Origin of the sequence: Pseudomonas siliginis (assembly GCF_024072275.1) — a bacterium.
Lineage (GTDB): Bacteria > Pseudomonadota > Gammaproteobacteria > Pseudomonadales > Pseudomonadaceae > Aquipseudomonas > Aquipseudomonas siliginis.
Genome location: NZ_CP099598.1, coordinates 3,556,696 through 3,578,575, shown reverse-complemented (window position 1 = coordinate 3,578,575; position 21,880 = coordinate 3,556,696). Strand labels below are relative to the sequence as shown.

19 protein-coding genes are annotated in these 21,880 nt (G+C 60.6%); 7 read left to right on the top strand and 12 right to left on the bottom strand.

From position 1 onward, the window contains the following. The first annotated feature begins 3 nt into the window (after positions 1 to 3). A complete protein-coding gene (locus NF676_RS16410; protein ID WP_150634990.1) occupies positions 4 to 804 on the top strand; it encodes a sulfite exporter TauE/SafE family protein in 801 nt (266 codons plus the stop codon). Positions 805 to 889: 85 nt separating this feature from the next. Here the strand turns inward: NF676_RS16410 and NF676_RS16405 are convergent, their stop codons facing one another. The 6 genes from NF676_RS16405 to NF676_RS16380 form a co-directional block, all read right to left on the bottom strand. Then, complete coding sequence (locus NF676_RS16405) at positions 890 to 2,170, bottom strand: TRAP transporter large permease (RefSeq protein WP_016775191.1); 1,281 nt, start codon at positions 2,168 to 2,170, stop codon at positions 890 to 892. Then, positions 2,170 to 2,697 (bottom strand): TRAP transporter small permease, encoded by a 528-nt coding sequence (locus NF676_RS16400; RefSeq protein ID WP_056789065.1) that lies wholly within the window; start codon positions 2,695 to 2,697, stop codon positions 2,170 to 2,172. The genes NF676_RS16405 and NF676_RS16400 overlap by 1 nt, the downstream gene beginning before the upstream one ends. A gap of 75 nt (positions 2,698 to 2,772) precedes the next feature. Further along, positions 2,773 to 3,747 carry a TRAP transporter substrate-binding protein gene (locus NF676_RS16395; protein WP_095182005.1) on the bottom strand — a complete coding sequence of 325 codons (975 nt, stop codon included), beginning with the start codon at positions 3,745 to 3,747 and terminating at the stop codon, positions 2,773 to 2,775. A 61-nt stretch (positions 3,748 to 3,808) separates the two neighbouring features. Continuing rightward, positions 3,809 to 4,702 carry an SMP-30/gluconolactonase/LRE family protein gene (locus NF676_RS16390; protein WP_252886395.1) on the bottom strand — a complete coding sequence of 298 codons (894 nt, stop codon included), beginning with the start codon at positions 4,700 to 4,702 and terminating at the stop codon, positions 3,809 to 3,811. A gap of 44 nt (positions 4,703 to 4,746) precedes the next feature. After that, positions 4,747 to 5,571: an NAD-dependent epimerase/dehydratase family protein gene (locus NF676_RS16385; RefSeq protein ID WP_252886394.1), complete on the bottom strand. Its 825-nt coding sequence runs from the start codon at positions 5,569 to 5,571 to the stop codon at positions 4,747 to 4,749. Positions 5,572 to 5,843: 272 nt separating this feature from the next. Continuing rightward, complete coding sequence (locus NF676_RS16380; RefSeq protein WP_431078062.1) at positions 5,844 to 7,139, bottom strand: OprD family porin; 1,296 nt, start codon at positions 7,137 to 7,139, stop codon at positions 5,844 to 5,846. A gap of 309 nt (positions 7,140 to 7,448) precedes the next feature. On the opposite strand from NF676_RS16380, the gene NF676_RS16375 reads away from it, so the two are divergent. Further along, on the top strand, positions 7,449 to 9,104 hold the full coding sequence (locus NF676_RS16375; protein ID WP_056789076.1) for an MFS transporter: 1,656 nt from the start codon (positions 7,449 to 7,451) through the stop codon (positions 9,102 to 9,104). Beyond that, complete coding sequence (locus tag NF676_RS16370) at positions 9,101 to 10,243, top strand: HlyD family secretion protein (protein ID WP_041480937.1); 1,143 nt, start codon at positions 9,101 to 9,103, stop codon at positions 10,241 to 10,243. Before NF676_RS16375 ends, NF676_RS16370 begins: the two co-directional genes overlap by 4 nt. Before the next feature lie 126 nt (positions 10,244 to 10,369). Here the strand turns inward: NF676_RS16370 and NF676_RS16365 are convergent, their stop codons facing one another. Continuing rightward, positions 10,370 to 10,564 (bottom strand): hypothetical protein, encoded by a 195-nt coding sequence (locus NF676_RS16365; RefSeq protein WP_024013337.1) that lies wholly within the window; start codon positions 10,562 to 10,564, stop codon positions 10,370 to 10,372. A gap of 107 nt (positions 10,565 to 10,671) precedes the next feature. Here NF676_RS16365 and thpR point away from each other — a divergent pair, with 107 nt between their 5' ends. After that, entirely contained in the window at positions 10,672 to 11,211 is a 540-nt protein-coding gene (gene thpR / locus NF676_RS16360; RefSeq protein WP_252886393.1) for an RNA 2',3'-cyclic phosphodiesterase, read from the top strand. A 244-nt stretch (positions 11,212 to 11,455) separates the two neighbouring features. Here thpR and NF676_RS16355 read toward each other — a convergent pair whose 3' ends face one another. The 5 genes from NF676_RS16355 to NF676_RS16335 form a co-directional block, all read right to left on the bottom strand. Then, positions 11,456 to 12,553: a polyamine ABC transporter substrate-binding protein gene (locus NF676_RS16355; protein ID WP_016775183.1), complete on the bottom strand. Its 1,098-nt coding sequence runs from the start codon at positions 12,551 to 12,553 to the stop codon at positions 11,456 to 11,458. Positions 12,554 to 12,748: 195 nt separating this feature from the next. After that, positions 12,749 to 13,621: an ABC transporter permease subunit gene (locus NF676_RS16350; protein ID WP_056789082.1), complete on the bottom strand. Its 873-nt coding sequence runs from the start codon at positions 13,619 to 13,621 to the stop codon at positions 12,749 to 12,751. Further along, positions 13,618 to 14,532, bottom strand: coding sequence for an ABC transporter permease subunit (locus tag NF676_RS16345; protein WP_024013334.1), 915 nt, complete (start codon positions 14,530 to 14,532; stop codon positions 13,618 to 13,620). Before NF676_RS16345 ends, NF676_RS16350 begins: the two co-directional genes overlap by 4 nt. Further along, a complete protein-coding gene (locus tag NF676_RS16340; RefSeq protein ID WP_039763289.1) occupies positions 14,529 to 15,671 on the bottom strand; it encodes an ABC transporter ATP-binding protein in 1,143 nt (380 codons plus the stop codon). Before NF676_RS16340 ends, NF676_RS16345 begins: the two co-directional genes overlap by 4 nt. 369 nt (positions 15,672 to 16,040) lie before the next feature. Further along, positions 16,041 to 16,802 carry a gamma-glutamyl-gamma-aminobutyrate hydrolase family protein gene (locus NF676_RS16335; RefSeq protein ID WP_236168618.1) on the bottom strand — a complete coding sequence of 254 codons (762 nt, stop codon included), beginning with the start codon at positions 16,800 to 16,802 and terminating at the stop codon, positions 16,041 to 16,043. Between the two features lie 282 nt (positions 16,803 to 17,084). Between NF676_RS16335 and NF676_RS16330 the strand changes: the two genes are divergently transcribed. From NF676_RS16330 to NF676_RS16320, 3 genes are all read left to right on the top strand, one after another. After that, the gene (locus NF676_RS16330) at positions 17,085 to 18,461 is read left to right on the top strand and encodes a glutamine synthetase family protein (RefSeq protein WP_007918694.1); all 1,377 of its coding nucleotides are present in this window, start codon (positions 17,085 to 17,087) and stop codon (positions 18,459 to 18,461) included. 254 nt (positions 18,462 to 18,715) lie between these two features. Then, positions 18,716 to 20,206 (top strand): aldehyde dehydrogenase, encoded by a 1,491-nt coding sequence (locus NF676_RS16325; protein WP_041480929.1) that lies wholly within the window; start codon positions 18,716 to 18,718, stop codon positions 20,204 to 20,206. A gap of 49 nt (positions 20,207 to 20,255) precedes the next feature. Then, complete coding sequence (locus NF676_RS16320) at positions 20,256 to 21,539, top strand: NAD(P)/FAD-dependent oxidoreductase (RefSeq protein WP_024013330.1); 1,284 nt, start codon at positions 20,256 to 20,258, stop codon at positions 21,537 to 21,539. Positions 21,540 to 21,880: the final 341 nt, after the last annotated feature.

Here is a 21,880-nt window from a genome sequence, read left to right as displayed (position 1 = left end):
CCTATGTTGCTGGCAAGTCTGTTTGGCGTGGTGATGGGTTTGGTCCTCGGCCTGACCGGCGCGGGCGGCGGGATTCTCGCGGTGCCGGCGCTGGTGCTCGGGCTCGGCTGGACGATGACGCAAGCGGCGCCGGTGGCCTTGTTTGCGGTCGGCAGCGCGGCAGCGGTCGGTGCGATCGATGGTTTGCGCCATGGCCTGGTCCGTTACCGCGCGGCGCTGTTGATCGCCGCGTTGGGCGCAGTGTTTTCGCCGCTGGGGATCTACTTCGCGCATCAGTTGCCGGAAAAGATTCTGATGATTCTGTTCAGCCTACTGATGGTCCTGGTCGCCTGGCGAATGTTCAGAAAGGACCGTCAGCAAGCGGGGCCGAGCGATCACGGCCACGCCAGTTGGGGCCAGAAAAACTGCATGCTCAACGAGCAGACCGGGCGCTTCGACTGGACCGCCAAATGCACCGCCACCCTGGCTGCATTGGGTGCGATCACCGGTGTGGTCTCGGGCTTGCTTGGCGTCGGCGGCGGCTTTCTGATCGTGCCGGCGTTCAAGCAACTGACCGATGTGCAGATGCGCGGCATCGTTGCGACGTCGTTGATGGTGATCAGTCTGATTTCCGCGATCGGGGTGATCGGCGCGTTTCATGCGGGGGTGCGCATTGACAGTCAGGGTGCGGCGTTCATTGTCGCCAGCATCGTTGGCATGATCGTCGGTCGCAGGCTGTGCGCGCAGGTGCCGGCGCGGGCGTTGCAGGTGGGGTTTGCCAGTGTCTGTCTGGTGGTCGCCGGGTACATGCTGGTGCGGGCGTGAAGATCAACAGATCGCAGCCTCGTTGCACTCGACAGCTCCTACAGGGGTATGCGATTCCTGCAGGAGCTGCGATCTTTTCAGCGGGTTACAACACCAGGTGCGGCAGCCACAGCGAAATCGCTGGAACGTAGGTCACCAGCAGCAGCACCAGGAACAGCACGCCATAGAACGGCAGCAGCGCTTTTACGGTGCTTTCGATACTGACCTTGCCCACCGCCGAGCCGACGAAGAGCACAGCGCCCACCGGCGGTGTTATCAATCCGATCCCCAGGTTGACCAGCATGATCATGCCGAACTGCACCGGATCGACACCGATGCCCATGATCACTGGCATCAGGATCGGCGTGAGGATCAGGATCAGCGGCGCCATGTCCATCACCGTGCCCAACAGCAGCAACATCACGTTGATGCACATCAGGATCACGTAGCGGTTGTCCGACAGGGTCAGGAACAGCGTGGTGATCTTCGCCGGGATCTGCATCAGGGTCATGATGTAGCCGAAGCTGGCGGCGAAACCGATCAGGATCATCACAATGGAGATGGTGCGCACCGTGCGGTGCATCAGCTTGGGCAGCTCGCTCCATTTGTAGTCGCGGTAGATGAACATGGTCACGAAGAATGACCACAGCACCGCGATGGCCGCCGATTCAGTGGCGGTGAAAATACCCGAGAGAATGCCGCCGAGGATGATCACCATCGCCATCATGCCCCACAGGGCTTCGCCGACGATCTTCAGCGCCTGGCGCATCGGGATCACTTCGCCCTTGGGGTAGTTGCGCTTTTTCGCGAAGATCAGGCACAGCACCATCAGGCAGGCGCTCATCAGCAGGCCCGGGACGATGCCGGCCATGAACAGCGAAGCGATCGACACCGTACCGCCAGCGGCCAGCGAGTAGAGCACCGAGTTATGGCTTGGCGGCGTCAGCAGGGCTTGCACCGAACCGCTGACGGTCACAGCGGTGGAGAAGTCGCGCGGATAACCCTTGCGCTCCATCTCCGGAATCAGCACCGAACCCACCGATGCCGTGTCGGCCACTGACGAACCGGAGATCGCACCGAAGAAGGTCGATGCCACGATGTTGACCAGTGACAGGCCACCACGGACGAAACCTACCAGCACGCCGGCACACGCCACCAACCGCCGGGACATGCCGCCCTCGGCCATGATCGCGCCGGCCAGGACGAAGAACGGAATGGCCAGCAGCGAGAATTTGTTCACCCCCGAGGCGACCTGGATCATCACCGCCTGGAAGGGAATGTCGATCCACCATGCGCCGATCAGCGCAGCGGCGCCCAACGCGTAGGCGACCGGCATGCCGATCAGGATCAATACGATAAAACTGCCCAGCAGAATCAGAGCGTCCATTAAGCGGCACCTTCACTTTCTTCAACCAGGTCGAACTGCACGACCCGCCGTTTGCTCTGGTCACCGAGCAAGAGTTTTTCCAGAACAAAAATCAGCGTCAGCAGGCCGCCCACGGGGATCGGCAAATACGTTACGCCAACGCGCAGATCGGGCAGGGCGGCCATGAACTGGTTCCAGGTGGAGATGCACAGCTTGGTGCCCCAGATGGTCATGAAGATGCAGATGGCCGCCATCAGCAGTTGCGAAAAAATCGCTGCTGCGGATTTCAGCTGCGGTGGCATGCGGTCGGTGAGCATGGCCACGGCCATGTGCGCACCGGCGCGGTAACTGGCGGCGGCGCCGATGAAGGTGAACACCATCATCAGCAGGATCGCCGTCGGCTCTGGCCAGCTCGAACCGGTGCCGAGCACGTAGCGGGCGAAGACGCCCCAGGGAATCATCAGGGAAATCGCCAGGACGGAAAGGCCGGCGACCCAGATGCACGTCATGTAGATCTTGTCGTTGATACGCAGCAGCAGATTCTTCATCGGGTTCCACCGTAACCGGGCGCGCCTGAACCGCTGGCGCGCCGGGCCTTTTTCATGAGTACGGAGCGGGAGGTGTTACTGAACGGCTTCGATCTTTTTGATCAGATCTGCGTACTTCGCACCGTACTTTTCACGTACCGGAGCGGTGGCGTCGTAGAAGGGTTTCTTGTCAACGGTGATGAACTCGACGCCGGCGGCCTTGAGTTTTTCTTCACTGGCGGCGGACTTCTTGTCCCACAACACGCGTTCTTCAGCCTGGGCAGCTTTGGCCGCCGTTTTCACCATCTTCTGTTGATCCGGAGTGAGTCTTTCCCAGGTGATTTTCGACATCACGATCGGCTCTGGCAGGATCAGGTGACCGGTCAGGCTGTAGAACTTGGCGTTCTGGAAGTGGTTGTGTTCGAGCAGGGTCGGCGGGTTGTTTTCCGCGCCGTCGATCACGCCGGTTTGCAGGGCGCTGAAGATTTCGCCGGTGTCCATGGCGATGCCGTTACCGCCCATGGCGTTCATCATGTCGATGAACATCGGGTTGCCTTGTACGCGGATTTTCATGCCCTTGAGGTCTTCGAGCTTGCGCACCGGTTTCTTGGTGTAGATGTTGCGCGTGCCGCCGTCCATCCACGCCAGGGCCACCAATTTGAATTCGGAGTTGGTGATCTTGTCGAGAATCTCATCGCCCACCGGGCCATCGATGACGTTACGCATGTGTTGCTGGTCCCGGAAAATGAACGGCATGTTGAACACGTTCACATCCGGCACCACGGGGCCGACGATACCCAGGCTGACCCGGGACATCTGTATCGCGCCGACTTGCATCTGCTCGATGACTTCCTTCTCGGAACCGAGCACTCCGCCCGGGAAGTACTGGAAGGTCAGTTCGCCGTTGGTTTCCTTGGTCAGGGTCTTGCCCATGTTTTCTTCGGCCACCACGGTTGGATAACCGGCGGGGTGGATGTCAGCGAATTTGAGTTTTATTTCTGCCTGAGCGGAACCAGCGAAGGTGAAAATTAGCGGAAGTGCAGCGGCGAGCAAGGTGCGTTTGAAGTTCATGAGGGGTGAGTCTCCAGTCTTGTTATTTTTGTGTTCAAGGCGCAGCGGTGCAGCAGAGGGTCTAAAGCAAATCGTTGAATTGCGGTTCGGCGAGGCCCTTGACGCCTGGCTTCAGGGCGAACACGCCGCCGGCCAGGGATTGCGGGTCGTGGTCATCGCCGGGACGAATCGAGGCGACAAACAAGGTGTCCAGGTTGCTGCCGCCGAAAGCGCACATGGTCGGTTTCTTCACCGGTACTTCCAGCGAGAAATCCAGTCGGCCATCCGGGGCGAAGCGGTGGATCAGGCCGGCGTCGTTGGCGCAGATCCAGTAACAGCCTTCGGCATCCACGGCAGCGCCATCGGGGCGGCCGGGGAAGTGATTCATGTCGACGAAGATTCGGCGATTCGATGGCGTGCCGGTCTCGGTGTCGTAATCGAAGGCCCAGATCAGTTGCACGTTGGGGTGCGAGTCCGACAGGTACATGGTTTTGCCGTCGGGGCTGACGGCGAGGCCGTTGGGCACGATGAAGCCATCCAGCTGCGCTTCGATCACGCCCGTCTGCCCGGCGCCGTAGCGATAGAGCCGGCCTTCAGGCGCGTTCAGGCCCATATTCAGCACCATGCTGCCGGCCCAGAAACGCCCTTGGCGATCGCAGCGACCGTCGTTGAGGCGCATGTCCGCGCGGCTGTGCCCGACGGTGGCGAGCAATTCGCTGTCGAGGCTGCCGTCGCTGTGCGGGTGCAGGCGATAGAAACCGCTTTCCATGCCGGCGACCCAGCCGCCACTGCGGTGGCGGGTGATGCAGGCGAGCATTTGCGGGGCTTTCCACGAGGCGACGTGCCCGGTGTCAGCGCTCCAGCGTTGCAGCCCGCCGTTGGGGATGTCGACCCAGTACAGAGCGTTTTCCTGCGGCACCCAGACCGGGCTTTCACCGACCGCGTTGCGGGCGTCGACGATCAATTCGGCTTGCATACTCATTCCCTTGGTTTTTATTGGAGGGGGATCAAGTCGAGCGATCAATCGCCAAACGGGCCTGCTGCGACGAAGGCGCCGCCCTGATAGATCCGCGCCGGATCATCGTCGGCTGGCATCGGTTGCGCTTCGACCTTTTCGCGGAAGATTTCCGAGGTGTCCTTGGCTTCGAAACCGAGGTGGTTGGCGTAGCGGTTGTCCCACCAGACGTCTTTGTTGGCGGACATGCCGTAGACCACGGTGTGGCCGACGTTCGGTGTGTACAGCGAGCGTTCGAGCAGTTGCGTGAGGTCGTCGAAGCTCAGCCAGGTGTGCATCATCCGGCGGTTCTGCGGTTCGGGGAACGAGGAGCCGATGCGGATGCTGACGGTTTCGATACCGTAGCGATCGAAGTAGAAACTGGCCATGTCTTCGCCGTAGGACTTGGACAAGCCGTAGTAACCGTCGGGGCGGCGTGGAGATATGGCGTCGAGTTTCTCGTCCTGTTTGTAGAAACCGATGACGTGGTTGGAGCTGGCGAAGATCACCCGTTTCACACCGTGCTTGCGTGCCGCTTCGTAAATGTGGAACACGCCGCTGATATTGGCGCCGAGGATTTCTTCGAACGGCCGCTCGACCGAAACGCCGCCGAAATGCAGGATCGCATCGACTCCTTCGACCAGTTGATGCACGGCTTGCTTGTCGGCGAGGTCGCAGAGCACGACTTCTTCGTGGTCATCGACGGCCGGGGCGAGGGCGGCGATGTCGGACAGGCGCAGCACATTAGCGTAAGGGCGCAGGCGTTCGCGCAGGACTTTGCCCAGGCCTCCGGCGGCACCGGTCAGCAGCAGGCGGTTGAAAGGAGCGCGGGGGGTAGAAATAGACGTCATGGCAATCCCTGAACACATTGTTATTAGGTTTGTTGTAGGTTGTCGTATGACTGCGCTGAAGTATCGGTAGGGTTTCCGGATCTTGTCAACGCGACTTTTGGTGTAGATGACGGAAGGGGCGATTCATTTTCTCAACACCCTATACCTGACTTGCAATGCAATCCCCTTGTGGGAGCGAGCCTGCTCGCGAAGGCGTTGTGCCAGTCAGAACAAGTCGACTGGTCCGGCGCTTTCGCGAGCAGGCTCGCTCCCACAGGGCAAACCGCCAACCCTTACAACAACGAAATCGGATAGCTGATAAAAATCCGGTTCTCGTCAAATTCGTTGGTGCTGAAGTCCCGGCGAATGGTCGCGTTGCGCCATTTCACGTTGAGGTTCTTCAGCGGGCCGCTCTGCACGGTGTAGGCCAGTTCCGATTCGCGGCCCCATTCCTTGCCGTCGTTGGTGGTGGCGGTGTGCACGTTATCGCCGCTGATATAGCGGTTCATCAGGGTCAGGCCAGGCACGCCCAGCGCAACGAAGTTGTAGTCGTGACGCACCTGCCAGGAGCGCTCTTTGGCGTTGTCATAACTGGCGTTGTAACTGTCGTTGGCCAGGGTGCCGCCGCTGGTGCCGTTGACGCGCATCCAGGCATCGTCGCCGGTGAGTTTCTGCAGGCCGACGTAGAAGGTGTTGCCACCATATTTCGCCGAGAGCAGGGCGAACGCGGTCTTGTTGTCGAGGTCGCCGGCCTGAGCGCTGCCGTCTTCCTTGCCGGTGAAGAAACCGAGGTTGGCGCCCAGCGTCCAGTCGCCCATCGGCTGGCTGTGGCTGAGGTTGAAATACTGCTGCTGATAGATGTCGGTGAGCTCGGCGTACCACACGCCGACCATCGTGCGTTTTTCGTTGAAGCTGTATTCGCCGCCGCCGAAGTTGAAACGATCGGAGGTGAACGCACCGCGGCCGTTCATCGACATGTCTTCCATGCTCGCGTCGTTGCGCGGGCTGTTGCCACGGAACTGGCCGCCGTACACGGTCAGGCCGTTGATTTCAGTGGACGTGATCTGGCCACCGCGAAAGGTCTGCGGCAGGGAGCGGCCATCGTCGGAGCGCAGGATCGGCAGCACCGGCATCCATTCACCGACTTTCAATTCTGTCTTCGAGACTTTGGCTTTCAGCGCCACGCCGAGGCGACCGAAATTGTCGGCCGGGCGCCCGTCATCATGGATCGGCAACAGTTGCGTGCCGCCAGTGCCTTTGCCGCCATCGAGCTTTTGCGAGTACAGCCCGAGTACATCGAGGCCGAAGCCGACGGTGCCTTGGGTGAAGCCGGATTTGGCGTCGAGAATGAAGCTCTGCGTCCACTCTTCAGCCTTGCCCTGCGGATAGGCCGGGTTGACGAAGTTGCGGTTGAAGTAGGCGTTGCGCAGGTTCAGCGTGGCTTTGCTGTCGTCGAGAAAGCCTTCGGCATCAGCGCTCATGGGCAGGGCCAGGACTAGGCTGCTGCAACCGATCAGGCTGAGGGTCGAACGCGGCTTGAAATGGGCAAAACGTGAAGGGCGGACGGAATTGCGGGCGAGTGGGCTCACTGTGACGCTCCCTGAATCGTTTGTTGTTTTTATTATTTGTCATACGTCGTCGTACAACATCGATGCGGATATTTCCCAGATTTTCAGGGATTGTCAACTGGAAGTTATACGATGACCTCCCATGCGACGCCGAACCCATGTGGGAGCGAGCCTGCTCGCGAATGCGGACTTTCAATCAATGAAGTTGTCGACTGACACAGCGCTTTCGCGAGCAGGCTCGCTCCCACAGGGTTCCTTGGTGTCTGTCGAGTCGTGTGTTGCCCGTGAAATTGCGGCAAACTTCCCTCACCCCCAGCACCAGGCCGATTCATGGATAAATACGCCCCGCGCAACTGGCAACCCCACGAAAAGCCCAGCCTGCCCGGTTCTCCGTCGACACCGCTGCACTCCACGCCCAAGCGCCTGGCGTACGCGGCGGTTGGCGTGCTGGTGGCGGTGACCGGTGGGTTGGGCAACTCGCTGGTGGTTGCCAACCTGCCTTACCTGCAAGGCTCGCTCGGCGCGACCACGGCGGAGATGGCCTGGCTGCCGGCGGCCTATGTGATGACCAACGTGTCGATGAACCTGCTGTTGGTGAAGTTTCGCCAGCAGTTCGGCTTGCGCGCGTTCACCGAAGTGTTTCTGGTGCTGTATGCGCTGGTGACCTTCGGCCATTTGTTCGTCAACGATCTCAACTCGGCAGTGGCGGTGCGGGCTGCCCACGGCATGGTCGGTGCGGCGCTGAGCTCGCTGGGTCTGTATTACATGGTGCAGGCGTTCCCGGCGAAGTGGCGGCTCAAAGCGCTGGTGCTCGGCCTCGGCACGTCGCAACTGGCGTTACCGCTGGCGCGGCTGTTTTCCGAAGACCTGTTGCAGATCGCCGAATGGCGCGGTCTGTACCTGTTCGAATTGGGCATGGCCCTGCTGTCACTCGGCTGTGTGTTGCTGCTGAAGCTGCCGCCCGGTGACCGCTTCAAGACCTTCGAAAAACTCGACTTCCTGACCTTCGCCATTCTCGCCACCGGTGTGGCGTTGTTGTGCGCGGTGCTGTCGCTGGGGCGCATCGACTGGTGGCTGGAGGCGGACTGGATCGGCGTGGCGCTGGCCTGTTCGATCGCGCTGATCATTATGGGCCTGGCCATTGAGCACAATCGCAGCAACCCGATGTTGATGACCCGCTGGCTGGGCAGCGGAACGATGATTCGCCTGGCGCTGGCGGTGACCCTGATTCGCATGGTCACCTCGGAGCAATCCACCGGCGCGGTCGGTTTCATGCAGAACCTCAACATGGGCTATGAGCAGTTGCACAGTCTGTATGTGGTGATGCTGATCGGCAGTATCGCCGGGCTTGCCACCAGCGCACTGACCATCGACCCCAAACACTTGCTGATGCCGTTGATCATCTCGCTGGCGCTGATGGCCACCGGTTCGGTGATGGACAGTTTTTCCAACAACCTGACCCGCCCGCAAAATCTCTACTTCAGCCAGTTCCTGCTGGCGTTCGGCAGTACGTTTTTTCTCGGCCCGACCATGGTCTTCGGCACGCGCAACGTGCTGACCAATCCGCGCAACCTGGTGAGTTTTTCCGTGCTGTTCGGGATCTGCAACAACCTCGGCGGGCTGCTCGGCGCGGCGTTGCTTGGCACTTTTCAGATCGTGCGGGAGAAGTACCATTCCAGCCACATCGTCGATCATCTGGTGATGTCCGATCCGTTGGTGGCGGCGCGCGTGCAGAGCGGCGGTTCGGCCTACGGCGGTTTGCTCGCCGACCCGAGCCTGCGCAATCTGGCCGGCATGCGCAGTCTCGCCAATGCGGCGACACGCGAAGCGAACGTGCTGGCCTATAACGATGTCTTCATGCTGATCGCGGTCATTGCCGTCCTGACCATGATCTGGCTTTCGATTCGCGCGTTGTGGCTGATGAGCACCACCAAAGCCATTGAGCCGACACCTTCCGTACCACCCAGCGGTGCCACTTCTTCATGACCGAACCGACCACCACAACCACCAATGCCATCGCCGCCACGCCTGAAGGGGAAGCGCCGCCATCGTCGCCGAACACTGCGCCGCGTTCGCTGCGGGTGCGGATCATATCTTCGCTGGGCTTTGCCGCAATCGCCATCGTCGGTGTCCTGATCGTGCTGTATGCGTGGCAACTACCGCCGTTCAGCAGTGCGGTCGAAACCACCGAAAACGCCTTGGTGCGCGGGCAGGTGACGATCATCGGCCCGCAGCTCAGCGGCTATGTGTTCGAGGTGCCGGTGCAGGACTTCCAGTACGTCAAGGCCGGGGATCTGCTGGTGCGTCTGGACGACCGCATTTATCAGCAACGCCTCGACCAGTCCCTGGCACAACTGGCGGTGCAGAAGGCCGGGCTGGCCAACGTCGTGCAGCAACGCAACAGCGCTGAAGCGACGATCAAATTGCGCCAGGCGGTGTTGGCCGACAGCCAGGCGCAGTTGCGCAAGAGCGAGGCCGATCTGCGGCGTAATCAGGAACTGGTGCGCGACGGCTCGGTGTCCAAACGCGAGTTCGACGTGACCCTTGCTGCCAACGCGCAGAGCACGGCTTCTGTGGCGCAGGCCAAGGCCAATCTGGAAATTGCCCGGCAGGATCTGCAAACGGTCATCGTCAATCGCGGCTCGCTGGAAGCCGCCGTGGCCAGTGCTGAAGCAGCGGTGCAACTGGCGCGGATCGATCTGTCGAACACGCGGATTGTCGCCCCGCGCGACGGCCAGCTCGGGCAGATCGGCGTGCGCCTCGGCGCCTACGTCAACTCCGGCGCGCAGTTGATGGCGTTGGTCCCGGACCAGAAATGGGTGATCGCCAACATGAAGGAAACCCAGATGGCCAACGTACGTGTCGGGCAACCGGTGCGCTTCACCGTCGACGCCTTGAACCACCGCAGATTCACCGGCCATGTGCAGCATATTTCGCCGGGCACCGGCTCGGAATTTGCCTTGCTGCAGGCCGACAACGCCACCGGCAACTTCGTCAAGATCGCCCAGCGCGTGCCGGTGCGCATCACCATCGATCCCGATCAGCAGGAAGCAGAACGCTTGCGGCCGGGGATGTCAGTTGTTGTCAGCATCGACACCGCCGCCGGCGACACCCAACCCCACTGATCAATGCATAACCCTGTGGGAGCGAGCCTGCTCGCGAAAGCGTCGTATCAGTAACATTTCTTTATCTGACACACCGCTTTCGCGAGCAGGCTCGCTCCCACAGGATTAGTGCTCACGGGGCTCTATTCATTCGGGCGAGGGGGTGACCCGGCAACTTTTGCGGTTGCGGATCTGCTCGTCGCTGGGTCTCTCGCGAACGAATTCGAAGCGCGGTTCGCCTTCGCTGTAATGCACCAGCCAGCCCCATTCCAGTTCGCTTTCGTCCTGTCCGGGATGCGGTGGCCGGGCCCACCAGGGTTCTTTGCTGAGGATCTCGCGCATGGCAGCCTCCGGTTGATGGCAATCCTTGAACTATAGCTTCCTGTCGCGAGTCGTCAGAACAGGCTGTGTAGAATCGGCGCGATCATGACGATATGGGGGGCAGGGCGATGATGGATGAAGTGCGCAGGGATGAACCGTCGAAACGGCTGTTTTTCGCTTTGGACTGCCCGCCAGCGCAGCGCAAGGCAATCGCCCAGTGGCGCGCGGAACTGGGCCTGCGCAGCGGCAAACCGGTGCCGGCGGATAACTTTCATCTGACCCTGCTGTTTCTTGGAGCGGTGCCGCTGGCGCAGATTCATGGCATCTGCGAAGCAGCGGGCAGTGTGCGTATTCCCGGCGAAACGTTGCGCATTGCGCTGGATCGTTTGCAGGTCTGGCATCGCGCCGGTGTGCTATCGCTGGCACCGGAACAGGCGCCGCCCGCGTTGTTGCGCCTGGTCTACGCGCTGGAGCAGGCGATGCTGCCGTTCGGTTTTGACGAGCCCACCCACGAGTTCCGCCCGCACCTGACGCTGGCCCGCGAGTACCGCGCGCCGGAGCCGGAAGCGCGCACGCCGCCGGAGTTTTTCCTGCGCGCTGAACGCTTCGGCTTGTTCGAATCGCACAAGGGTCGCTATCGGGTTGTTCAGGATTGGCCGCTGATCTGAACGGACAAAAAAAGGCGCCCGAAGGCGCCTGCAAATTCACCCGAGCCGAGGGAGCCGGGTGAGGCCGTTCAGAGCAGGGTGCAGCGGTGGTAAGGCGCTGCGTGAACGGAAAATTTTCAGCACTGCATTGCTTCATTGTGGGAGCGAGCCTGCTCGCGAAAGGGTCGGCACATGCGGCATCTCAATCGCCTGACACGACGCCTTCGCGAGCAGGCTCGCTCCCACATTTTGATCATCGGTGTTTTTATTTACCGAGCTTCACCCGCGTCCAGCCGCGCGTCATGATCCGCTGTGTGGCAATCGGCTGATCCGGCACTGCATACAAAGTCGCCATCACCGCTTGCGAGGGATACGAGCCCGGTTCGTTGCGGATCGCTTCGTCCACCAATGGCGTGGCCGCTGCGTTGGCGTTGCTGTAGCCGATGCTGTTGGTGACTTCGGCGATGATGTCCGGGCGCATCAGGAAATCCATGAACAGGTAGGCGTTGTCGACGTTCGCCGCATCACGGGGGATGGCGACCATGTCGTAGAAACTGCCGGCGCCTTCCTTGGGTATGCTGTAGTCGATCACCACCTTGTTGCCCGATTCCACCGCGCGGGCCTTGGCCTGCAGGACGTCGCCGGAGTAACCCACCGCCACGCAGATGTTGCCGTTGGCCAGATCGGAGATGTACTTCGAGGAATGGAAATACGCCACGTAAGGGCGGATTTTCATGAACAGCGCTTCGGCTTCGGCGATGTGCGCCTTGTCCTTGTCGTTCACCGGATAGCCCAGGTAGTGCAGGGCGGCCGGGAGCATTTCGGTTGGCGAATCGAGGAAACTGATGCCACAGGCTTTGAGTTTTTCCGCGTTCTCCGGTTTGAACAGCAAGTCCCAGGAGTTGGTCGGGGCGTTGGCGCCGAGCACTTCCTTGACCTTCGCCGGGTTGAAACCGATGCCGATCGAGCCCCACATGTACGGAAAGGCATGGGCATTGTCCGGATCACTGGCGGCGGCGTTTTTCAGCAGCACCGGGTTGAGATTCTTCCAGTTCGGCAGCTTCGATTTGTCCAGCGGCTGGTAGACGCCGGCTTTGATCTGCTTGGCCAGAAAACTGTTCGACGGCACGACGATGTCATAGCCGGATTTGCCCGCGAGCAGGCGCGCTTCCAGAGTTTCGTTGCTGTCGAAGACGTCGTAGGTCACGCGAATGCCGGTCTCGTCTTCGAACTTTTTCACGGTGTCCGGCGCGATGTAATCGGACCAGTTGTAAACACGCAGCACCTTGTCGTTGGCCTGGGCGCCCATGACCATTGCGCCCATTAAGGACAGTGTCAGCAGAGTCCTGCCAAACATTTTCATCGGTACAACTCCCTTCTTCTTATTCAAAAACACAAAAGCTCGGTGCACTTGAACCTTGTGGCGAGGGGATTTATCCCCGCTCGGCTGCGTAGCAGTCGCAAAACCTGAATACGGAGTCTTCAGGTAGAACTGCAGGGGCCGCTTCGCAGCCCAACGGGGATAAATCCCCTCGCCACAGTCGTTCATCGGTGTTGCTCAGGCAGTCGCCGTTGCCGGCTGTTGCCACGACTCGTTTGCGGTCTGATCCATCGCTTCCTGAATCGCCCGTTTGCGGTTGGCTTCGGCCTTGCGGCCGAAGTACCAGACCAGGAAAGTCACCAGCGATACCGCCAGCAGAATCAGGCTGGCGACGGCGTTGATCTCAGGCTTCACGCCCAGGCGCACCGCCGAGAACACTTCCATCGGCAGCGTCGTCGAGCCCGGCCCGGAAACGAAACTCGCCAGCACCAGATCGTCCAGCGACAAGGCAAACGACATCATTCCGCCGGCGGCCAGCGACGGCGCGATCATGGGAATGGTGATCAGGAAAAACACTTTGAATGGTTTGGCGCCGAGATCCATCGCCGCTTCTTCGATCGACAGATCCAGCTCGCGAAGGCGCGCGGAGACTACCACCGCGACATAGGCTGCACAAAACGTGGTGTGGGCGATCCAGATGGTGACGATGCCGCGCTCCTGCGGCCAGCCGATCAGTTGCGCCATCGCCACGAACAGCAGCAACAGCGACAGACCGGTGATCACTTCCGGCATCACCAACGGCGCGGTCACCAGGCCACCAAACAGCGTGCGGCCCTTGAAGCGCGTCACCCGCGTCAGCACGAACGCCGCCAGCGTCCCCAGTGCCACAGCGGCAATCGCGGTGTAGCAGGCGATCTCCAGCGAGCGCAGCACCGAGCCCATCAGTTGCGTGTTGTCGAGCAGGCCGACATACCACTTCACTGACCAGCCACCCCACACCGTCACCAGTTTCGAGGCGTTGAACGAGTAGATCACCAGAATCAGCATCGGCAGATAAATGAACATCAAGCCGAAGATCAGCATGAATTTGGAAAAGTTGAAGCGTTTCATCCCCGTGCCTCCATCTCTTTGGCCTGGCTGCGGTTGAACAGCAGAATCGGCACAATCAGGATCAACAGCATCACCACCGCCAGCGCGGAAGCCACCGGCCAGTCGCGGTTATTGAAGAACTCCTGCCACAGCACGCGACCGATCATCAGCGTCTCCGGGCCACCCAGCAGTTCCGGAATCACGAACTCGCCGACCACCGGAATGAACACCAGCATGCAGCCGGCAATGATGCCGTTCTTGGCCAGCGGCACGGTGATCTTCCAGAAGTTGTTGAAGTTACTCGAACCCAGATCCTGCGCGGCTTCCAGCAGGCTGTTGTCGTGCTTGACGAGGTTGGCGTAGAGCGGCAGAACCATGAAGGGCAGATAGGCGTAAACCACACCGATATAGACGGCAGTGTTGGTGTTGAGGATCTCGATCGGGTGGTCGGTGAGCCCGGTCCACATCAGAAACCCGTTGAGCAGACCGTTGTTGCTGAGGATGCCCATCCACGCATACACGCGGATCAGGATCGCCGTCCAGGTCGGCATCATGATCAACAGCAGCAGGACATTTTGCGTTTCCTTGCCGGTCTTGGTGATCGCGTACGCCATCGGGAAACCGATCACCAGGCACATCAGCGTGCTCAATGCCGCGACTTTCAGCGAGCCGAGGTACGCCGACAGGTACAGCTCGTCTTCGCCGAGCAGGGTGTAGTTGCCGATGTTCAGCAGCAGCTGGAATTTCTGTTCGGCGAAGGTGTAGATCTCCGAGTACGGCGGGATCGACAGCGCGGCTTCCGAGAAGCTGATCTTCATTACCAGAAAGAACGGCAGCATGAAGAACAGGAACAGCCAGATGAACGGAATGCCGATCACCAGTTTTCGTCCGCTGGGCACCAGGCGCAAGAATTGCTGATTGAAAGTTCTCATGAGCGCAGCACCACGCCGCTGTCGTCTTCCCACCAGACGTAGACCTTGTCGTCCCAGGTCGGCCGCGCGCCACGCCGCTCGGCATTGGCCATGAACGACTGAACGATCTTGCCGCCGGGCAGCTCGACGTAGAACACCGAATGGCCGCCGAGGTAGGCGATGTCGTGGACCTTGCCTTCGGACCAGTTGTAGCGGAACTCCGGTTGGGTGGTGCTGACGAGCATTTTCTCCGGGCGGATGGCGTAGGTGATCGATTTGTCCTGCACCGACGTGCTGACGCCGTGACCGACATAGATCTTCTGCTGCAAGTCGGGGCTGTGAATGATCGCGTGGCCTTCCAGATCTTCCACCACGGTGCCGTCGAAAGCGTTCACGTTACCTATGAATTCGCAGACCATGCGGCTGACCGGCGCTTCATAAATGTCCACCGGGCTGCCGATCTGCGCGATCCAGCCCAAGTGCATGATCGCAATGCGCTGGGCCATGGTCATGGCTTCTTCCTGGTCGTGGGTGACCATGACGCAGGTCACGCCGACGCGCTCGATGATCTCCACCAGCTCCAGTTGCATCTGCGAACGCAGCTTTTTATCCAGCGCGCCCATCGGCTCGTCGAGCAGCAACAGTTTCGGCCGTTTGGCCAACGAGCGGGCGAGGGCCACGCGCTGACGCTGGCCGCCGGACAACTGGTGCGGGCGGCGCTTGGCGTATTGGGTCATGTGCACCAGCCGCAGCATTTCTTCGACGCGGGCATCGATTTCGCTGGCCGGCAAACGATCCTGTTTGAGGCCGAAGGCGATGTTCTGCGCCACGGTCATGTGCGGGAACAGTGCGTAGGACTGGAACATCATGTTGATCGGCCGCTCGTACGGCGGCATGTCGGTGATGTCCACGCCATCGAGCAGAATCCGCCCCTCGGTCGGCCGCTCGAAACCGGCGAGCATGCGCAGCAGCGTCGATTTGCCCGAACCGGAACCGCCCAGCAGCGCGAAGATTTCGCCCTGATGGATCTCCAGGGACACATCGTCCACGGCCACGGTTTCGTCGAACTTCTTGGTGACACGATCGACTTTCACCAACACCTTTTTCGGTTGCTGATGACCTTCGAGTGCCTTGCGGTAAGTGCTGGAGGCGTTTGCCATGTGAAACTCCCAACAGGTGTCGTGTGCCTGGCCAATGTGGCCGGGCTTAAGTGGATTGCGGAACGGTCCGGAATGCCTGTCAGCTCCCACAGAACCTGTGGGAGCGAGCCTGCTCGCGAATACGGAGTGTCAGTCGACATCATCGTTTGCTGATACACCGCTTTCGCGAGCAGGCTCGCTCCCACAGGGGATATGCGTTGACCTGAGTGGCCTTTGTCCGTACCGATCCGGCTTGTTCGGCGCCGCCGTCCTGGCTGCCTGGGTCGTACTTGTTGTTATCACGGGTGTTGCGGTTCACGACTGGCAGATGTGCAAACGCACACCCGCCAGCCGTGGGGGCAGTAAATCGTTATCGAGTCTGGGATTGCGTCAGCGCTGACTGCGCTTCGCCGCCCGTTGCCGGCACGCTGCGCCGAACGCCTGGAAAATCTTCAGGTAGCTCGGGTTGTCCAGCACCTGCCATTCCGGATGCCATTGCACGCCGAGGGCGAAGGTCAGGCTGTGCTCGACCGAGATCGCTTCGATCAAACCGTCCGGTGCCACGGCTTCAGCACGCAGGCCGGGAGCGAGGCGGTCGATGCCCTGGCTGTGAATCGAATTGACCTGAAATTCGTCGGGCAGCTCCAGCGCTTCGAACACGCCGCCAGCGATCACGCTGACCGCATGGGCTGGTGCGTATTGCACGGCCACATCCGGGCTGTCGGCTTCACGGTGGTCGAGCATGCCGGGCAGCTCGTGCACCTTTTGATGCAGGCTGCCGCCGAAGGCCACGTTCATTTCCTGGAAGCCACGGCAGATGCCGAGCACCGGAACGCCCGCCGCGATGGCTGCACGCAATAAAGGAAGGGTGGTGGCGTCGCGGGCCGGATCATGATCCGTGCCGGGGGCGCTGGCCGGGCCTTGATAGTGGAAGGGCTCCACGTTCGAGGGAGAGCCGGTGAGCAACAGACCGTCGAGCTGACCGAGCAGGTCATCGATTTCAGTCAGGTTGCCGAGGGAAGGAATGACCACCGGCAACCCTTGAGCGCCAACGCTGACAGCACGTACGTACTTGTCACCGCTGATGTGATAGGGGTGCAGGCCAATCTGTTTGACGCACGCAGTAACGCCGATCAATGGCTTGAATGCCATTTTTATTCACCTCGAAGTCTGTCACTTGAACGAGCTTTTCCGGAGCTTAGCCTCGTTGATTTTAATTAACAACTGCCATGTAAAAAATTCTAAACGCCATTCATCAAATCACTCAGGTTTACCGGGGTTTGCCGGCGGATATGGCACGAGAGTGTTAAGAAAAGCCCGAAAAATAAAGGCTGCAGGGCAGGGTGTTCGCTATTGACTTCACTTTGCCTTTCGGATTGACTGGCTGCGCAACACAGTGGTGAACATAATAATTAACAGCTAAATAGGTGCATCATGTCGGTCCCTCTGCGTACCGTTCAACTCAACGAAGCCAACGCATTCCTTAAGAAATATCCTGAGGTTTTGTACGTCGACCTTCTGATTGCGGATATGAACGGTGTGGTGCGCGGCAAGCGCATCGAACGCACCAGTCTTCATAAGGTGTACGAAAAAGGCATCAACCTGCCGGCGTCGCTGTTCGCGCTGGACATCAACGGCTCGACGGTGGAAAGCACCGGCCTGGGCCTGGATATCGGCGATGCCGATCGCATCTGCTACCCGATCCCCGGCACCCTGAGCATCGAGCCGTGGCAAAAACGCCCGACCGCACAACTGCTGATGACCATGCACGAGATCGAAGGTCAGCCGTTCTTCGCCGACCCGCGTGAAGTGCTGGCCAACGTGGTGCGCAAATTCGACGACCTCGGCCTGACCATCTGCGCGGCGTTCGAACTCGAGTTCTACCTGATCGACCAGGACAACGTGAATGGCCGTCCGCAATCGCCACGTTCACCGGTATCCGGTAAGCGTCCGGTGTCGACCCAGGTTTACCTGATCGACGATCTCGACGAATACGTCGATTGCCTGCAAGACATCCTCGAAGGCGCGAAAGAGCAGGGCATCCCGGCGGATGCCATCGTCAAGGAGAGCGCCCCGGCGCAGTTCGAAGTCAACCTGCATCACGTCTCCGACCCGATCAAGGCGTGCGATTACGCGGTCCTGCTCAAGCGTCTGGTGAAGAACATCGCCTACGACCACGAGATGGACACGACCTTCATGGCCAAGCCTTATCCGGGCCAGGCCGGCAATGGTTTGCACGTGCACATTTCGATTCTGGACAAAGAAGGCAACAACATCTTCGCCAGCGAGGATCCCGAGCAGAACGCCGCACTGCGTCACGCGATCGGCGGTGTGCTCGAGACCCTGCCGGCGCAAATGGCGTTCCTCTGCCCGAACGTCAACTCCTATCGCCGCTTCGGCGCGCAATTCTATGTGCCGAACTCGCCGAGCTGGGGCATCGACAACCGCACCGTGGCCGTGCGCGTGCCGACCGGTTCAGCGGACGCCGTGCGCATCGAGCACCGCGTCGCCGGTGCCGATGCCAACCCGTACCTGCTGATGGCGTCGGTGCTGGCCGGTATCCACCACGGGCTTACCAACCAGATCGAGCCAGGCGCCCCGGTCGAAGGTAATAGCTACGAGCAGAACGAGCAGAGCCTGCCGAACAACCTGCGCGACGCCTTGCGCGAACTCGACGACAGCGAAGTCATGGCGCGCTACATCGACCCGATGTACATCGACGTATTCGTCGCGTGCAAGGAAAGCGAGCTGGCCGAGTTCGAGAACTCGATTTCTGACCTTGAGTACAACTGGTATCTGCATACGGTCTGAAGATCAAAAGCCCCTCACCCTAACCCTCTCCCGGAGGGAGAGGGGACTGACCGCGTCGTCTGGAGATATCCGGCGACCTGAACGATCCAGTCGATGATGGATTCGGCAAAGATTTTTCAGGTCGGCGCAGTTACCAGGCATCCCCCGATCGGTCCCCTCTCCCTCTGGGAGAGGGCTAGGGTGAGGGCAGCGATTCCCGGCCAGACAAAGCAACCAGACCAACCCCCAAATTCCCCCTTGTCGAGCTCAAAACAATGACCACAACCCGCAACGACTGGGAACAACGCTTCCAGTCTCTGTCCATCGAATCCCGCGCCTTCATTAACGGTGAATATCGCCCGGCAATCAGTGGCGACACCTTCGAATGCCTGAGCCCGGTCGACGGCCGCTTTCTTGCCGCCGTCGCCAGCACCGATGAAGCCGACGCCAACCTCGCCGTAGAAGCCGCGCGCCAGTCGTTCAACTCCGGCATCTGGGCGAAAAAAGCCCCGGCCGAGCGCAAGCGCGTCCTGATCCGCTTCGCCGATCTGATCCTGCAACACCAGGAAGAACTGGCACTGCTGGAAACCCTCGACATGGGCAAACCGATCAGCGATTCGATGAGCATCGACATCCCGGCGACCGCCAACGCGATCCGCTGGAGCGCCGAGGCCATCGACAAGATCTACGACGAAGTCGCCGCCACGCCGCACGACCAACTTGGCCTCGTCACCCGTGAGCCCTCGGGTGTGGTCGCCGCCATCGTGCCATGGAATTTTCCGCTGATCATGGCCAGCTGGAAGTTCGCCCCGGCGCTGGCGGCGGGTAATTCGTTCATCCTCAAGCCTTCGGAAAAATCACCGCTGACCGCTATCCGCATCGCGCAACTGGCGCTGGAGGCGGGTATTCCGAAGGGCGTGTTCAACGTGCTGCCGGGCTACGGCCACACCGTCGGCAAGGCGCTGGCGTTGCACATGGACGTCGACGTGCTGGCCTTCACCGGCTCCACGGCGATCGCCAAGCAGCTGATGATCTATGCCGGCCAGAGCAACATGAAACGCGTCTGGCTCGAGGCCGGCGGCAAGAGCCCGAACGTGGTGTTCGCCGACGCACCGGACCTGCGCGCGGCAGCCCAGGCAGCAGCCAGTGCCATCGCCTTCAACCAGGGCGAAGTCTGCACTGCCGGCTCGCGTCTGCTGGTCGAGCGCTCGATTCGCGAGCAGTTCATTCCGCTGCTGGTGGAAGCGCTGCAAGCGTGGAAACCGGGGCACGCGCTTGATCCGGCGACCACCGTCGGCGCCGTGGTCGACCAGCGTCAACTGGACAACGTGCTGCGCTACATCAGCATCGGCCGCGAGCAGGGCGCCGAGTTGATTGCCGGCGGCCAACGCACCCTCGAAGAAACCGGCGGCCTCTACGTGCAGCCAGCGATTTTCGACGGCGTGACCAATGCGATGACTATCGCCCAAGAAGAAATCTTCGGCCCGGTGCTGTCGCTGATCACCTTCGACACTGCCGAAGAAGCCCTGCAGATCGCCAACGACAGCATCTTCGGCCTCGCCGCCGGGGTGTGGACCAGCAACCTGAGCAAGGCGCACACCTTCGCCCGCGGCCTGCGCGCCGGCAGCGTCTGGGTCAACCAGTACGACGGCGGCGACATGACTGCGCCATTCGGTGGCTTCAAACAATCGGGCAACGGCCGCGACAAATCGCTGCACGCGTTCGACAAGTACACCGAACTGAAAGCGACCTGGATCAAGCTCTGACTCTTATACAGCGGCGGCCGCCCCTGGTTGGCGGCCTTCGGAGAAACCTATGAAACAGCAACACGTAAACAGCTACTACGCCGCCACTCGCAACGAAGTCATCGACTTCCCGATTCTCGAAGAAGCGCTGGACTGCGACGTCTGCATCATCGGCGCCGGCTACACAGGCCTGTCCTCGGCACTGTTCCTCAGCGAAGCCGGCTACAAAGTCACCGTGCTGGAAGCGGCGAAAGTCGGCTACGGCGCCAGCGGTCGCAATGGCGGGCAACTGGTCAATTCCTATAGCCGCGACGTCGATGTCATCGAAGAGCGTTACGGCGACAAGACTGCCGAAATCCTCGGCAGCATGATCTTTGAAGGCGCCGATATCATTCGTTCGCGCATCAAGGATTACGACATCAAGTGCGACTATCGCCCGGGCGGCATCTTCGCGGCGATGAACAAGAAACAACTCAATGGCCTGGCAGAGCAGAAGCGCAACTGGGAACGCTACGGCAACCGCAATCTGAAGATGCTCGATGCAGCGGATATTCGTCGCGAAGTCGGCTCCGACGCCTACGTTGGCGGCTTGCTGGACATGCAGGGTGGCCACGTTCATCCATTGAATCTGGCGCTAGGGGAGGCCGCTGCCATCGTGCGTTTGGGCGGCAAGATCTACGAGCAATCGGCGGCGGTGGAAATCACCTACGGCGAGCCGATCACCGTGCGCACTGCCAAAGGTCTGGTCCGCGCCAAATATTTGCTGATCGCCGGCAACGCTTATCTGCCGCAAGGCCTCGACAATCGCGTCACCGCGAAAAGCATGCCGTGTGGTTCGCAGATCGTCGTCACCGAACCGCTGACCGAGCAGCAGGCGCGCAGCCTGATCACCAATAATTACTGCGTCGAGGACTGCAACTATCTGCTGGATTACTACCGCCTCACCGCTGACAACCGCCTGCTTTACGGTGGTGGTGTGGTCTACGGCGCGCGGGAGCCGGACGATATCGAGCAGCTGATCCGGCCGAAGATCCTCAAGACCTTTCCGCAGCTCAAGGACGTGAAGATCGACTACCGCTGGACCGGCAACTTCCTGCTGACCATGTCGCGCATGCCGCAATTCGGCCGCATCGAAAAGAACGCCTACTACATGCAGGGCTACAGCGGCCACGGCGTCACCTGCTCGCACCTGGCCGGCAAACTGATCTCGGAAATGATCCGCGGCGACGCCGAACGCTTCAACGCCTTCGCCTCACTGCCGCACATGCCAATGCTCGGCGGCCGCACCTTCTCCGCACCGCTTACCGCTCTGGGCGCGGTCTACTACTCCCTGCGCGACCGCTTCGGCGTCTGACTTACCTCCCGGCGGCGGTCCGAAAGACCTCGCCGGTTTTTCACTTATGCAAAACCACTGATGTCCACTGTGGGAGCGAGCCTGCTCGCGAAGAGGCCATATCAGGCGACATCGATTCGCCAGACACTACGCTTTCGCGAGCAGGCTCGCTCCCACAGTGGCTGTATTGCCAAGGCCAACAGGACTTTTGCCGCACCATCCATCGAACCTGCTGAGCAACACCGGCAAACGTGATTTAATAGCCGCCTTTCACTGTTCCGGGACACGGGAGCAACGTGATCCGCGCGACCTGCGCGTCACCCGCCACCCACCCCCATTACCCTTAAGTACCTCAACATAAG